Here is a 14,794-nt window from a genome sequence, read left to right on the forward strand (position 1 = left end):
CAACGCCTGGCACAGCCGGGCGTTGTTCTATTTAGCCGGTGTCGGGTTACAATAAGCCTCAGTGAGTACTTCAGGAGGCTGTACGCATGTCACAGGCTAATCTAAGCGAAATCCTGTTCAAACCCCGTTTCAAACACCCCGAAACGTCGACCCTGGTCCGCCGTTTTAATGCCGGGATGCAGCCGCCTGTGCAATCGGCGCTGGATGGCAAGAATATTCCCCACTGGTATCGCATGATTAACCGCCTGATGTGGATCTGGCGCGGGGTGGATCCGCGAGAAATTCTGGATGTTCAGGCGCGCATCGTGATGAGTGACGCCGAGCGCACCGATGCCGATCTTTACGATACGGTGATCGGTTACCGTGGCGGCAACTGGATTTATGAATGGGCAAAACAGGCGATGGACTGGCAGCAGAAAGCCTGCCAGGAAACGGACCCTGAGCGCAGTGGTCGCTACTGGCTACACGCTTCGACGCTGTACAACATCGCTGCCTATCCGCACCTGAAAGGGGACGATCTGGCGGAACAGGCGCAGGCCTTATCTAACCGTGCCTATGAAGAAGCCGCGCAGCGACTGCCCGGTACGCTGCGTGAGATGGAATTTAGCGTGCCTGGCGGCTCGCCCGTCACCGGGTTCTTGCATATGCCGAAAGGCGACGGCCCGTTTCCGACGGTGCTGATGTGCGGCGGTCTGGATTCAATGCAAACCGATTACTACACCCTGTATGAGCGTTATTTTGCGCCGCGCGGCATCGCCATGCTGACGCTGGACATGCCTTCCGTCGGTTTCTCGTCAAAATGGAAGCTCTCTCAGGACTCCAGTCTGTTGCACCAGCATGTGCTGAAAGCGCTGCCGAATGTGCCGTGGGTGGATCATACCCGGGTGGCGGCGTTCGGATTCCGTTTTGGTGCCAACGTGGCGGTGCGTCTGGCCTATCTTGAATCACCGCGTCTGAAAGCGGTGGCCTGCCTCGGTCCGGTTGTCCATGCGTTGCTGAGCGATCCGTTACGTCAGGGAGCGGTACCGGAAATGTATCTTGACGTTCTGGCAAGTCGACTGGGGATGCACGATGCGTCCGATGAAGCGTTGCGCGTGGAGCTTAATCGCTATTCGCTGAAGGTGCAGGGACTGCTTGGCAGACGCTGCCCGACGCCAATGCTGTCGGGCTTCTGGAAGAACGATCCGTTCAGTCCGGAAGAGGAGTCGCGTTTAATCACGTCTTCATCTTCTGACGGTAAGCTGCTGGAGATTCCCTTCAATCCGGTGTATCGCAATTTTGACAACGCGTTACAGGAAATCACCCGCTGGATTGAAAAGAGATTGTGTTAATAATTTGCTAAATTCTACTGTTTTGGTAAAACAGTTGCTTCACAACAGGAGATCGCAATGACGTTACCGAGTGGACACCCGAAGAGCAGATTGATCAAGAAATTCACCGCGCTTGGCCCTTATATCCGCGAAGGAAAGTGCGAAGATAATCGATTCTTTTTCGATTGTCTGGCTGTTTGCGTCAACGTGAAGCCCGCGCCTGAACTGCGCGAATTCTGGGGCTGGTGGATGGAACTGGAAGCGCACGAAAAGCGTTTTACCTACAGCTACAAATTTGGTCTGTTCGACAAAGCGGGCGACTGGAAGACTGTGGCGATCAAAGATAAAGAAGTCGTTGAGCGACTGGAATATACCCTGCGCGAGTTTCACGAGAAGTTGCGTGAGCTGTTAAACACGCTGCATTTGTCACTGGAGCCTGCAGACGATTTCCGTGATGAGCCGGTGAAGCTAACGGCGTAATCCAAAAAAGAGGCCGGATGAATCATCCGGCCTCTCTGTTTTTAGCCGGATAAGTCAACTCATCCGGACCATTCTGGCATCAGAACTGATAGGTCATACCCAGCGCCACGATGTCATCGCTGTTGACGCCCAGTTTGTTGTTGTCATCAATCTGGTTGATTTTATAATCAACAAACGCCGACATATTCTTGTTGAAATAATAGGTCGCGCCGACGTCGATATATTTCACGATATCTTCATCACCAATACCTTCAATATCTTTGCCTTTCGACTGAACGTAACCGATGGACGGACGCAGGCCGAAATCAAACTGATATTGTGCGACGGCTTCGAAGTTTTGCGCTTTGTTGGCAAAACCACCGGAGATCGGCGCCATGTTGCGGGTTTCAGAATAGATGGTCGCCAGATAGATGTCGTTGCCATCGTATTTCAGACCGGTCGCCCAGCCTTCAGCATTCTGGCCATGACCGCGCGCCTGCTGGTTTTGCTCATTGGTACGGTCAGAGTTGGCATAGGCGCCAATGATCGCGAAATCGCTGCCGCCGAAGTCGTAGCTCAATGATGTCCCGAACCCGTCACCGTTTTGTTTCTTCACGTCACGGTCTTCGTTTTTGCCCTGATATTGCAGGGTCATGTTCAGACCGTCGATCACGCCGAAGAAGTCGGTGTTCCGGTATGTCGCCAGACCGCTGGCGCGTTTGGTCATAAAGTTATCGGTCTGCGCCAGGCCGTCACCACCAAATTCCGGGAACATATCGGTCCAGGCGGCAACGTCATACAGTGCGCCCAGGTTACGACCATAATCGAAAGAGCCGATATCTTTTAGCTTGACCCCGGCAAACGCCAGACGCGTTTTCTGACCAGATTCGCTTTCGGTTTTGTTGCCCGCAAATTCCGCTTCCCAACGGCCGTAACCGGTCAGTTGATCGTTAATTTGCGTTTCGCCTTTAAAACCAAAGCGAACATAGGTCTGGTCGCCGTCTTTGCTGTCATTGTCGCTGAAATAGTGCATCGCTTTGACTTTGCCATACACATCCAGTTTATTACCGTCTTTATTAAACACTTCCGCTGCCTGCACGGATGCCGATGCCACAATACCCATCACCACTAATGCCAGAGTGCTCTTTTTCATTTTCAGTCCTGATTTAACGTACGCGCTATTATTTACTGGGTGTGATCCCCGTTGAAAGACAGGAGGGTTTTAACGTTCTGGAGTGAAGGTTTTATGACAACGTAAGAATAATTTTAAAAAAGGATGTTTTTCTGTTTCAGTAATAAAAACGTCAAAAATTGCCGCTACGCTTGCTGATCCAGCACAACAAAATTACATGCTTTGTGCGCTGCTTGTTGGCAACCGGGGCCAGTCCTGCTAAAACGTTCGTTTACTATCATTTTCCCTATTTTGAACGGCAGAGAATCATGAGTGACAGCCAGACGCTGGTGGTAAAACTCGGCACCAGTGTGCTAACGGGCGGATCGCGCCGCCTGAACCGTGCCCACATCGTAGAACTTGTTCGTCAGTGCGCGCAGTTGCATGCCGCAGGACACCGTATTGTTATCGTCACGTCGGGCGCTATCGCCGCCGGGCGTGAACATCTCGGATATCCGGAACTGCCGGCGACCATTGCCACCAAGCAACTGCTGGCGGCGGTCGGGCAGAGCCGACTGATCCAACTGTGGGAACAGCTGTTTTCGATTTACGGCATTCACGTCGGGCAGATGCTGCTGACGCGGGCGGACATGGAAGACCGGGAACGCTTTTTGAATGCGCGCGACACTCTGCGTGCCCTGCTGGATAACAATATCGTTCCGGTGATCAATGAGAACGATGCAGTTGCCACAGCGGAAATTAAAGTGGGCGACAATGACAATCTCTCCGCGCTGGCGGCGATCCTCGCCGGGGCAGACAAACTGCTGCTGCTGACCGATCAACAGGGGTTGTTCACCGCCGATCCACGTACCGACCCGCAGGCCGAACTGATTAAAGATGTCTACGGGATTGATGACGCGTTGCGCGCAATCGCCGGCGACAGCGTATCGGGGCTGGGAACGGGCGGCATGGGCACTAAGTTGCAGGCCGCTGACGTCGCCTGCCGCGCCGGGATTGACACGATTATCGCCGCTGGCAGCAAGCCGGGCGTGATTGGTGATGTGATGGAAGGCATCTCTGTCGGTACCCGCTTCCATGCACAGGCCTCTCCGCTGGAGAACCGCAAGCGCTGGATCTTTGGCGCGCCGCCTGCTGGTGAAATCACCGTAGATGAAGGCGCGACGGCGGCGATTCTGGAACGCGGCAGTTCATTGCTACCGAAAGGCATTAAAAGCGTGACAGGCAACTTCTCACGTGGTGAAGTGATCCGCATCTGTAATCTGGAGGGGCGTGATATTGCCCACGGCGTGAGCCGCTACAACAGCGACGCGCTGCGCCGCATTGCCGGACACCACTCTCAGCAGATTGACGCGATTCTGGGTTACGAATATGGCCCGGTCGCCGTTCATCGCGATGATATGATTACCCGTTAAGGAGCAGATAAATGCTGGAACAAATGGGCATTGCTGCCAAAGCCGCGTCGTACAAACTGGCGCAACTCTCCAGCCGCGAAAAAAATCGCGTGCTGGAACAAATAGCTGATGCGCTTGAAGCGCAAACGGAAACTATCCTGAACGCCAACGCGCAGGACGTGGCCGAAGCGCGTACGAACGGTCTGAGCGAGGCGATGCTTGATCGCCTGGCGCTGACGCCGGCGCGCCTGAAAGCGATTGCTGATGACGTCCGTCAGGTCTGCAATCTGGCGGATCCGGTTGGGCAGGTGATTGACGGAGGGCTATTGGACAGCGGGCTGCGTCTGGAGCGTCGCCGTGTGCCGCTGGGCGTGATTGGCGTGATTTATGAAGCCCGCCCGAACGTCACCGTCGATGTCGCCTCCCTGTGCCTGAAAACGGGCAATGCGGCGATTCTGCGCGGCGGTAAAGAGACATATCGCACCAATGCCGCCACCGTGCGGGTGATCCAGCAGGCGTTAATCTCCTGCGGGCTACCGGAAGCGGCGGTACAGGCCATTGAAAGCCCCGACCGTGCGCTGGTGAATGAGATGCTGCGCATGGACAAATATATCGACATGCTGATTCCGCGTGGCGGCGCGGGTCTGCATAAGCTGTGCCGCGAGCAGTCGACCATTCCGGTGATCACCGGTGGGATTGGGGTGTGTCATATCGTTGTCGACGACAGCGCAGAGATTGCCCCGGCGCTGAAGATTATCGTCAATGCGAAAACGCAACGTCCGAGTACTTGTAACACAGTAGAGACGCTGTTAGTGCACCAGGACATCGCGGCGCGTTTTCTGCCTGCGCTGAGTCAGCAGATGGCGGAGAACGGTGTAACGCTGCATGCGGATGAACGGTCGCTTGCCCTGTTGAGATCAGGCCCGGCAAACGTGGTGGCAGTCAAAGCGGAAGAATTTGACGACGAGTTCCTGTCGCTGGATTTGAACGTCAAAATCGTCGCGGACCTGGATGACGCCATCGCGCATATTCGCGAGCACGGCACTCAGCATTCCGACGCCATCCTGACGCGCACCATGCACAACGCGAACCGTTTTGTGAACGAAGTGGATTCGTCCGCGGTATACGTCAACGCTTCGACCCGTTTTACCGATGGCGGACAGTTTGGTCTCGGTGCGGAAGTTGCCGTCAGTACGCAAAAATTACATGCCCGTGGTCCTATGGGGCTGGAAGCGCTGACTACCTATAAGTGGATCGGCTTTGGTGACGATACGATTCGTGCCTAAATAACGCCGGGTGATGCAAAATCAGCCACTTGATTCGCAAGGCTATTGACGCATCGCCCGGTTAGTTTTAACCTTCTACCCCGTGTTCACACTCGTGGTCACGTCCTCTTCAGGGCCGATATAGCTCAGTTGGTAGAGCAGCGCATTCGTAATGCGAAGGTCGTAGGTTCGACTCCTATTATCGGCACCATTTCAAACGCTTTCCAGGCCGACAGAAATCAATTAAAGCCCATCTACTGCGGTTTATAGCCCGATCTTATCTCTTGTTATCAACGGGACTCAACCGGAATCTAGTCACAGCCGGGGGCATCAGTGGGGGCATTCTGTGTTCGGTCCAGGAGGATGCCCCCGATCAAGCTTCATACGCGACAGGGTTGCTATATCCAGAGATAAATACGCCTCTGATGGCCGTCTGGCGACGTAATCCTCAAAACAGGTGCTGGTTCATTCTGATCAAGGTCGTCATACACAAGCTATGAGTGACAGTCGTTTCCGAAATCACACGGACTAAAGGGTTGTAGTATGAGTCGTCGTGGTAAATGCCACGACAACGCCGTTGCAGAAAGTTTTTCCCGCTATTGAAGCGTGAACGGATAAAGAAATAGTTCTACGGAACGCGTGAAGAAGCCGCAGTGATATTTTTGATTACATCGAAATATTTATAACAATAAACGTCGATATGGTTCTGGCGATCGGATGCCACCGGCAGAAAGTGAAAATCAATATTATCAACGGCTCTGAAGTGTCTGGATTATCCGTGGCGATTCACGCATCAAAATAATTTCGATATAAGCAGCCTCTTCCGCAAGGTCAATAAGGAAAAACTGATTTGTTGATTGGTGTAATTCTATTGATGCTAATATTTGATGTTTATGATTTTTTGGGGTGGCAGTAAAATATCACAAAATGATAATTAAATGAATTTTTTGATAAATCGACATGAATATGCATAATTTTATGATATAAAAGTTAACACCAGATCAGGAAAATGATGTTTTCAAAAAGTGAAGTGTCGGGACTTTATTGATTGGCGAAGGTGTTAATTTAAAATAATTACACTTTATTTTCTTTTGTCATGTTTAACATATCCTTTTTTATTAGCTGAATATAAATTAGTTTAATTGTTGATGTTATCTATGAGGGTCGTGGAGAGTTTGCTGTGAACAAAATATATTCACTTAAATATTGCCCTGTTACGCAAGGGCTCATTGCTGTATCTGAGCTGGCCAGCCGGGTGGTTAAACGAACAAGCCGGAAATTAAAGCAAATATCACTTATTAGCGTCTCTGTGACTTGTTTATCTTTTCCGATGATGTCACAGGCTGGTATTGTTCGAGACGATATTTCTTATCAGTTATTTCGCGACTTTGCAGAGAATAAAGGACTCTTTGTTCCCGGTGCTACTGATATCCCCGTCTATGATAAAAATGGTCAGCTTGTAGGTCGTCTGGATAAAGCACCAATGGCGGATTTCAGTAGCGTAAGTACCAGTGGGGTGGCCACACTGATTTCGCCGCAGTATCTGGCCAGTGTGAAACATAACAGTGGTTATCAAAGTGTCAGTTTCGGTGATGGGAAAAATACTTATACGATAGTCGATCGTAATGATCACCCCTCTACTGATTTCCATGCACCACGCCTGAATAAACTGGTCACTGAAGTTGCCCCTGTCAGCGTTACAGCTGAAGGTACCAAAGTTAATGCCTATAAAAATACTGAACGTTATACGGAGTTTTATCGTGTGGGGAGTGGAGCGCAATATACAAAAGACAGGGATGGAAAATTAACCAGGATTGCAGGCGGATATGCTTTTAAAACAGGGGGAACAATTGGTACTCCCCTCATTTCAAACGGAACCATTGTTACCAACCCCGGCCAGACTTTCAATCCGGTTAATGGGATCATACCAAGTTATGGCGTTCCCGGAGACAGTGGTTCACCGCTTTTTGCTTACGACTCATTGCAAAAAAAATGGGTCATGGTTGGTGTTTTAAGATCCTATGCTGGCCTTACTGGAGCAACAAGTTGGTGGAACGTTATTCCGACCGATTATCTGAATAAGGTTATGGAAGAGGATTTCGATACCCCTGTCGCTGCTGTCTCTGGTAAAGAACCTCTTGCCTGGCATTTTGACCAGAATACCGGTACTGGCACATTGTCTCAGGGGACAACAACCTGGGATATGCACGGTCAGAAAGGAAAAGACCTCAATTCGGGCAAAAATCTGGTGTTCAGTGGACAGAACGGCACAATTCTCCTGAAAGACAGCGTAACGCAGGGGGCCGGCTATCTGGAATTTAAAGACAGTTACACAGTGTCCGCTGACGCCGGAAAAACATGGACAGGTGCAGGTATTATTACAGACAAGGGGACCAATGTGACCTGGAAGGTCAACGGCGTTGCCGGTGACAACCTGCATAAACTTGGTGAAGGGACGCTGACCGTAAGCGGTATCGGGGTTAATCCCGGCGGGCTTAAAACCGGGGACGGGACTGTCATTCTGGCTCAAAAGCCTGATGCCGCAGGAAATGTCCAGGCTTTCAGCTCAGTCAATCTTGCCAGTGGACGTCCGACCGTTGTGCTTGCGGATTCACGACAGGTTAACCCGGATAATATCTCCTGGGGTTATCGGGGAGGGGTGCTTGACCTGAACGGTAACGATATCACTTTCACTCGTCTGCGGGTGTCTGATTATGGTGCGGTCATTGCAAACAAGGCCGCGAATAAATCCCACCTGTCACTGAATTTGTCTACAGCAAATAATGAAGAAGTCAGCGTCCCGATTGGTACTGTTAATCCGTTTGGCGGAAAAGGTACACCCGGAAGCTTATACAGCCGTAATCTGAATGGACAGACATCCTACTATATTCTTAAATCCGCCACCTATGGTAATACCCTGTGGGGGAACAGCCTGAATGACCCGAAACAATGGGAATTTGTCGGTACTGATAAAAACAAAGCCATTCAGACTATAAAAGACCAGGTCCTGGCCGAACGTGCAAAACAGCCTGTTATCTATCATGGCCAGTTGACCGGGAATATGGATGTCACTATCCCTCCGTTACCGGGAGGAAGAACAGCTATATTTGATGGCAGTGTAAACCTGCCGGAAGGTAGCCTGAGCCAGGACGGTGGCACCCTGGTATTCCAGGGGCATCCGGTTATCCATGCTTCAGTCAACGGCAGTGCCCCTGTCTCCCTGACCCAGAAAGACTGGGAGAACCGTCAGTTCACACTGAAAACGCTGTCACTGAAGAATGCTGACTTCCATCTTTCACGTAATGCTGTCCTGAACGGTGACATTCAGTCGGACAACAGCCATATAGCACTGGGAAGTGACAAGGTTTTTGTAGATAAAAATGACGGGACGGGAAATTATGTCAGCGCGGTTGAAGGCGTTTCCACCCCGGATACCGTGAATGACAGGAGCCAGTATCAGGGCAATATCACGCTGCAGAAAGGCTCCACGCTGGACATTAACAACCGCTTCACCGGCGGGATTGAGGCTCATGACAGTCAGGTAAACGTCACCTCATCTGAGGCCGTGCTGCAGAACAGCGGTGTCTTCGTGAACTCTGCTCTCTCCGTTCGTGACGGCGGTCATCTGAAAGCACAGAAAGGGCTCTACAGTGACGGCCGGGTTCAGATTGGGAAGAACGGTACACTTTCCCTGAGCGGAACGCCGGTTACCGGCTCAGACGGTCAGTTCACGCCGATGTTGTCTATGACAGAAGGATACGATTTGACCGGCAACAATGCCACTCTGGACATCCGCAACTGGGCACATGTTTCCGGGGACATTCATGCAACCAGCCCGTCCGCTGTCCGTATTGGAACGGATGCGCCCGGGACGCTGTCTTCCTCCGTTTCGTCCGCACTGGCTGAAGGAATGTTTGGTGGATATAACGCGGCATACTACGGTGCCATCACCGGCGGTAAGGGAAACGTCAGCATGAACAATGGGCTCTGGCAGCTGACCGGAGATTCCACCGTCAACAACCTGACGGCCCGTAACAGCCGGGTACAGTCTGAAGAAAAGGGCGCCTTCCGCACCCTGACGGTAAACACGCTTGATGCCACGGGCAGTGACTTTGTCCTGCGTACTGACCTGAAAAACGCCGATAAAATCAGCGTGACGGGGAAAGCCGGCGGTTCAGACAACACCCTCAACGTCAGCTTTATGAAGAACCCGACTCCGGGGCAGTCCCTGAACATCCCGCTGGTCAGTGCGCCGGCCGGCACGGCAGGGGATGTCTTTAAGGCCGGTACCCGGGTCACGGGGTTCAGCCGGGTGACACCGACGCTGCATGTCGACACCACCGGCGGCAGTACGAAGTGGATTCTGGATGGTTTCAGAGCAGAGGCTGATAAAGCCGCTGCGGCGAAGGCGGACAGTTTCATGAATGCCGGCTACAAAAACTTCATGACGGAAGTGAACAACCTGAACAAACGTATGGGTGAACTGCGTGACACGAAAGGCGACGCCGGAGCCTGGGCCCGTATCATGAACGGCGCTGGTTCAGCAGACGGCGGGTACAGTGATAACTACACCCACGTTCAGGTCGGTTTTGACAAAAAACATACGCTGGACGGTGTGGACCTGTTCACTGGTGTCACGATGACCTATACCGACAGCAGCGCAGACAGTGATGCGTTCAGCGGGAAGACAAAATCCGTGGGCGGCGGTCTGTATGCTTCAGCGCTGTTTAATTCCGGTGCCTATATCGATTTGATTGGTAAATATATTCACCATGACAATGATTACACGGGCAACTTTGCCGGTCTGGGGACGAAGCATTACGGTACGCACTCCTGGTATGCCGGTGCCGAAACAGGTTACCGTTATCACCTGACGGAGGACACCTTTATTGAGCCGCAGGCCGAACTGGTTTATGGCGCGGTGTCCGGCAAAACGTTCCGCTGGAAAGAGGGAAATATGGACCTGAGCATGAAGAACAAGGACTTCAGTCCACTGGTCGGCCGGACAGGTGTGGAGCTGGGCAAAACCTTCAGCAGTAAGGACTGGAGCGTGACGGCCCGGGCCGGCACCAGCTGGCAGTTCGACCTGCTGAATAACGGCGAGACCGTACTTCGTGATGCGTCCGGAGAGAAACGGATTAAAGGGGAGAAGGACAGCCGGATGTTGTTCAATGTCGGCATGAATGCGCAGATAAAGGACAACATGCGCTTCGGGCTGGAGTTTGAGAAATCCGCCTTTGGTAAATACAACGTGGACAACGCAATAAACGCGAATTTCCGTTATATGTTCTGACAGATATTAGTGGAGAGTGTCATGAGACACTCTCCACTAAAGTCGGAAGTCTTCGATGAGGTCTCCAGATTATCGATCATAGAGATATCCCTTTGTTGATTTTTCATTTTTTGTTGCCTGGATTTCACCGGCGAGCGCATTTATGCCGATTTTGATTATTTCCTTTATTCGGAAAATTAATCGTTTTCACAATGAGGGGACAAACGTAATGCTCCCCTCGGGTTCTCCTTATGAGAAACGGATTAACCCGCACCGATATTTCTACTGATTTTCAAACTCAGAATTTTCGCGCGCGCGGCGCTGTATTAATCCCCTGCCTGGTCATATAGTGCCTGCAGTACCTGAATATCAGCTTAAGGAGAAGATGATGAAGCGTATCGATTTGCACATGCATTCGGTATACAGCGACGATGCGGATTTCCCTGTCAGCGATCTGTTGACAATGGCGAAAGCGGCGAACCTGGCGGTGCTGGCGATAACCGATCACAACTCGGCGCGGTCCGTTGAGGAAGCTATTCACTATGGCAATGAAAACGCTGTGAGAGTGATGACGGGCATTGAAATTGACTGCTCGTTTGCGGGTAATAACTATCATCTGCTGGGCTACGGTTTTCGTCGTGATTGTCGGGATTTTGACGTCGTCGAGCAGAATTTCCACCATCTGGAAAGCGTCGCGACCCCGCTGAAACTGGCGAAACTTCGGGCGCTCGGGTTCCAGCTTGACGTCGATCGCCTGTATGCCCTGGCGGGCGATCGCGTTCCGCAGGAAGAGCAGATGGCGGAGTTAATTTTAGAGGATGCGCGCAATGCGAATCATGAACTGTTGCTGCCGTACCGGGCAGGGAACTCTCGCAGCGACATGCCGTTGATTAACTTCTTCTGGGATTTTTTTGGCCGCGACAAACCCTGTCATGTGAAGGTTGAACTGCCGCCCATGGCAGAGATGGCGTCGATGATTATTGATAACGGCGGTATTCCGGTGATTGCGCATATCGGTGCCAACGTAAAGGAAAAGCCGTTGTCGGTGATTGAGCAAATGTTGCCGCTCGGCGTACAGGGCGTGGAGGTTTTTTCCAGCTATCATGATGAAGCACTTCGTCGCGAACTTTATCAGTTCACGCTGGATAAAGCGTTGTTGGCGACCAGCGGCAGCGATTTCCACGGTAAAAACAAGCCCAACATCAAGATGGGCAGCAGCCAGCCCTGGGCGGCCGCACTGCCGAAGACGCTGGAAATTCTTGAAAGGGTGACGCTTTATTAACATAGACAAACCCGGCGTAACGCACCGGGTTTAATTTTTTGAGATTGCCCCTGTTATTCTTATTCATGAGCGGAAGCGGCAAATACGTTGCGGCGTCAGGCTGCCAGCTCAGGCATTTTCTCCTTCACAAAGTTTAACACTTTCTCCGCATCCAGCGACGCGTAGGGCAGGCTTTCAATAATGGCGACAGGGCGTGCATTTCCGACAATGTCATAAATTTCATTGAGCTTGTACTGAATATGCGGCGCTATGAGAAAACCGTCGAAAGCGGGCGCCACGCTTTCGAAATTATCCAGCCCCACCGCGCTTATCATGAGAGGATAGCCGCGGCTTTCAGCCAGTACCTGCATCTTTTTGGCAAGAGAATTTGCCGTATTCCCGAACAAACAACCTATCAGAAGCTTTTTCATGTTTTTGACCTCCTGAAAACGGTTCACAGAATAGGGCTGGCTGTGTTCAAAAAATGAGCGCCACATCTTATTTGCATAACAAATATATTCCAGCGTCGGTAGCGCAGACCTCTGGTGCCTCCTGCCGTGAAGACAGGTTGATGACACTTAAGTGGAACTGAGTTCCTGAACACGTCATGAAAAGGTGTGGTACGCACAGCAGTCAATTCGCATCAATGTGACAACACAGGGAGTTGGCGATAGTAAAAGGGACAGATGTCCTTTTTGTTATCGCCGCGCTCACTTTATTGTGCTATCCCATAAAGGGAAAATGGGATTGCGTCGAGGGGAAGATGAAAAATATCAATGACAGTGCCTTAAAAGAGCGGTTTATTTTAACGAACAGGTTATCGGCGATAATTAACCCCTCCCTGTTAGCGACACTGCGTCTGGTCAAAATTGATGCCGGTGAGTATCTGATGACGCAAAACACCTATTTGACGCATCTCTATTTCCTGGTTGACGGTAAACTGCAGGTCGAGCGCCATAATCCAAACGGGACGCACGCGGTTTATTCTTTTGAAACGCCTTTTTCGGTGGTTGGCGAAATGGAACTTTTCTCCATTAAGAAAAGTAAGGCTGTCGGTTCCGTTCAGGCATTAACGGACTCATGGTTACTGACCCTACCGGTCGAGGCCGTAAAAGAACACGCGATGAACGATCCCGCCTTTCTTCTTTTTATGTGCCAGAATTTAAGTCATAAACTACTGCATAATTCACTGATCCATTCCAGTGGCGCGATTTCGGTGGAATCTAAATTGCGTAAATTCTTACTTATTAAAACGCAAAACGAAGGCGCCACAATTCAACTGGAGAAAAGAGAGTCACTCGCGGCCATGTTGGGTGTTTCTGTCAGGCAACTCAATCGGGCGCTGATAAAACTTGCGCAGCAAGGGATTATTCAACACAAAAATAAAACCCTGAAGGTGATTAATCCTGTTCGCTTATCAGATTTTCCTGCTGACAAATCTGAATTGGTGTGAGTTGGAGTGGGGTAAATAATCCCGGAAGCATGAGATAATGCGCCCGTTGTGAAGGCAGGCTGGAGCGATATTTCAGCCACCAGGTACATTACGATGAGATCAACGGATGAATCTTCTTGAACTGACACTTCTGAGTGGACAATACAACGATCGTGAAACGGGCGGAAAGATCCCGTGGAATGATCCGGATTTCAGCCGCAGGATGCTGGAAAACCATTTGTCGCAGGAACACGACTGGGCCAGTCGTAAACTCTCGGTCATTGAACAACAGGTTGACTGGATCGCCCGCCAGCTTCCCGCGGGCGCAACAATACTTGATTTGGGATGCGGCCCCGGATTTTACACTCAACGTCTCGCGCAGCGCGGATTTGATTGCACTGGCGTCGATTTTTCTCCGGCCTCTGTGCAGTGGGCGCGAGAACAGGCGCAGAGCGCAGCGCTGGATATTGATTATCAGGAACAGGACGTCCGCGACTACCAGCCTGATGGCACGTTTGATTTCGTTATGATGACCTTCGGTGAAATCAATGTCTTCAGTTTTGAGGATGCGCAACGGCTGGTGGCGCGTAGTGCAGCCTGGCTGAAGCCGGGGGGCAAGTTGCTGATTGAAGTGCATACGTTTGACGAGGTCAAAAGACAGGGGATGGCTCCCGCGTCCTGGCAGCGGTGTCCAGAGGGGCTTTTTCTCGCCGAACCGCATCTTTTATTAAGCGAAAATCGCTGGAATGAAGAAACGCAAACCAGCACCACGACGTTCTGGGCGCTCAAGGCCGACGCCAGCGTTGTGCATTTTAGCAGCCAGACGCGGGCCTGGCGGGATGACGAGTATTTGCAGTTGCTGGCGCAGTGCGGTTTTCACACGACGACGCGTATTGCCGCTGAAGAGTGGCCGGTCAGTGAAACCTTTGCCGGCAAGCTCTACGCCCTGATGGGACGTCGAGAGACGGTATAAACGACAATTGCTCTGTGCTGCAACCAGAGAAAACCGATGCCCGATGGCTTACGCTGTCGGGCTTTTTCGCTATAACGGAGAACCTTACCTGGCAAGGGCATGATTCATCCTCAGGATTCAGCCATGTCATTCGGGCGACGGCGAAGCGATTCAACCTCCCGTGCAAGTATCTCAGTAAAAAAATGCCCTGGAAGATACAGCTCGATCCTTCGCGCTTCCCGGGACAATGCTTGTAGATAACACCTTGTTTACTAAAAAATTGATAGGCAATTATTTGCAAGCCTTTAAAGTCAATCATT

General features: G+C 51.4%; 9 protein-coding genes, 1 tRNA gene and 2 pseudogenes. 10 read left to right on the top strand and 2 right to left on the bottom strand.

The features are described from left to right. The first annotated feature begins 86 nt into the window (after nt 1-86). On the top strand, nt 87-1,331 hold the full coding sequence (frsA, locus tag KI228_RS05380; protein WP_044258817.1) for an esterase FrsA: 1,245 nt from the start codon (nt 87-89) through the stop codon (nt 1,329-1,331). A 57-nt stretch (nt 1,332-1,388) separates the two neighbouring features. Beyond that, nucleotides 1,389-1,790, top strand: a complete 402-nt coding sequence (gene crl, locus KI228_RS05385) for a sigma factor-binding protein Crl (protein ID WP_042997819.1) — start codon at nt 1,389-1,391, stop codon at nt 1,788-1,790. A gap of 79 nt (nt 1,791-1,869) precedes the next feature. On the opposite strand, the gene phoE is transcribed toward crl, so the two are convergent. Further along, nucleotides 1,870-2,922, bottom strand: a complete 1,053-nt coding sequence (gene phoE / locus KI228_RS05390; RefSeq protein ID WP_042997818.1) for a phosphoporin PhoE — start codon at nt 2,920-2,922, stop codon at nt 1,870-1,872. Nucleotides 2,923-3,209: 287 nt separating this feature from the next. Here phoE and proB point away from each other — a divergent pair, with 287 nt between their 5' ends. From proB to KI228_RS05420, 6 genes and pseudogenes are all read left to right on the top strand, one after another. After that, the gene (proB, locus tag KI228_RS05395; protein ID WP_042324793.1) at nt 3,210-4,313 is read left to right on the top strand and encodes a glutamate 5-kinase; all 1,104 of its coding nucleotides are present in this window, start codon (nt 3,210-3,212) and stop codon (nt 4,311-4,313) included. Nucleotides 4,314-4,324: 11 nt separating this feature from the next. Then, nucleotides 4,325-5,578, top strand: coding sequence for a glutamate-5-semialdehyde dehydrogenase (proA, locus tag KI228_RS05400; RefSeq protein ID WP_061070496.1), 1,254 nt, complete (start codon nt 4,325-4,327; stop codon nt 5,576-5,578). Between the two features lie 114 nt (nt 5,579-5,692). Beyond that, a tRNA-Thr gene (locus KI228_RS05405) sits at nt 5,693-5,768 on the top strand. 199 nt (nt 5,769-5,967) lie between these two features. Next, a pseudogene (locus KI228_RS05410) lies at nt 5,968-6,319 on the top strand (IS3 family transposase); the annotation flags it as partial. 418 nt (nt 6,320-6,737) lie between these two features. Further along, nucleotides 6,738-10,850, top strand: a complete 4,113-nt coding sequence (locus KI228_RS05415) for a S6 family peptidase (RefSeq protein WP_061070495.1) — start codon at nt 6,738-6,740, stop codon at nt 10,848-10,850. A 364-nt stretch (nt 10,851-11,214) separates the two neighbouring features. Continuing rightward, the gene (locus KI228_RS05420; RefSeq protein ID WP_224267569.1) at nt 11,215-12,111 is read left to right on the top strand and encodes a PHP domain-containing protein; all 897 of its coding nucleotides are present in this window, start codon (nt 11,215-11,217) and stop codon (nt 12,109-12,111) included. Nucleotides 12,112-12,206: 95 nt separating this feature from the next. Here KI228_RS05420 and KI228_RS05425 read toward each other — a convergent pair whose 3' ends face one another. Continuing rightward, nucleotides 12,207-12,521: a PTS sugar transporter subunit IIB gene (locus KI228_RS05425; RefSeq protein WP_043002012.1), complete on the bottom strand. Its 315-nt coding sequence runs from the start codon at nt 12,519-12,521 to the stop codon at nt 12,207-12,209. Nucleotides 12,522-12,853: 332 nt separating this feature from the next. Here KI228_RS05425 and KI228_RS05430 point away from each other — a divergent pair, with 332 nt between their 5' ends. After that, nucleotides 12,854-13,543, top strand: a complete 690-nt coding sequence (locus KI228_RS05430) for a Crp/Fnr family transcriptional regulator (protein WP_043001670.1) — start codon at nt 12,854-12,856, stop codon at nt 13,541-13,543. 106 nt (nt 13,544-13,649) lie between these two features. Further along, a pseudogene (locus KI228_RS05435) lies at nt 13,650-14,483 on the top strand (class I SAM-dependent methyltransferase); the annotation flags it as partial. Nucleotides 14,484-14,794: the final 311 nt, after the last annotated feature.

The organism is Citrobacter amalonaticus (assembly GCF_018323885.1).
GTDB classification, from domain to species: Bacteria; Pseudomonadota; Gammaproteobacteria; order Enterobacterales; family Enterobacteriaceae; genus Citrobacter_A; species Citrobacter_A amalonaticus.

Coding starts and splice junctions, on each gene's coding strand:
- KI228_RS05425 (WP_043002012.1), bottom strand. CDS start 12,521: ATGAAAAAGCTTCTGATAGGTTGTTTGTTCGGGAATACGGCAAATTCT.
- proA (WP_061070496.1), top strand. CDS start 4,325: ATGCTGGAACAAATGGGCATTGCTGCCAAAGCCGCGTCGTACAAACTG.
- crl (WP_042997819.1), top strand. CDS start 1,389: ATGACGTTACCGAGTGGACACCCGAAGAGCAGATTGATCAAGAAATTC.
- KI228_RS05420 (WP_224267569.1), top strand. CDS start 11,215: ATGATGAAGCGTATCGATTTGCACATGCATTCGGTATACAGCGACGAT.
- KI228_RS05430 (WP_043001670.1), top strand. CDS start 12,854: ATGAAAAATATCAATGACAGTGCCTTAAAAGAGCGGTTTATTTTAACG.
- frsA (WP_044258817.1), top strand. CDS start 87: ATGTCACAGGCTAATCTAAGCGAAATCCTGTTCAAACCCCGTTTCAAA.
- proB (WP_042324793.1), top strand. CDS start 3,210: ATGAGTGACAGCCAGACGCTGGTGGTAAAACTCGGCACCAGTGTGCTA.
- phoE (WP_042997818.1), bottom strand. CDS start 2,922: ATGAAAAAGAGCACTCTGGCATTAGTGGTGATGGGTATTGTGGCATCG.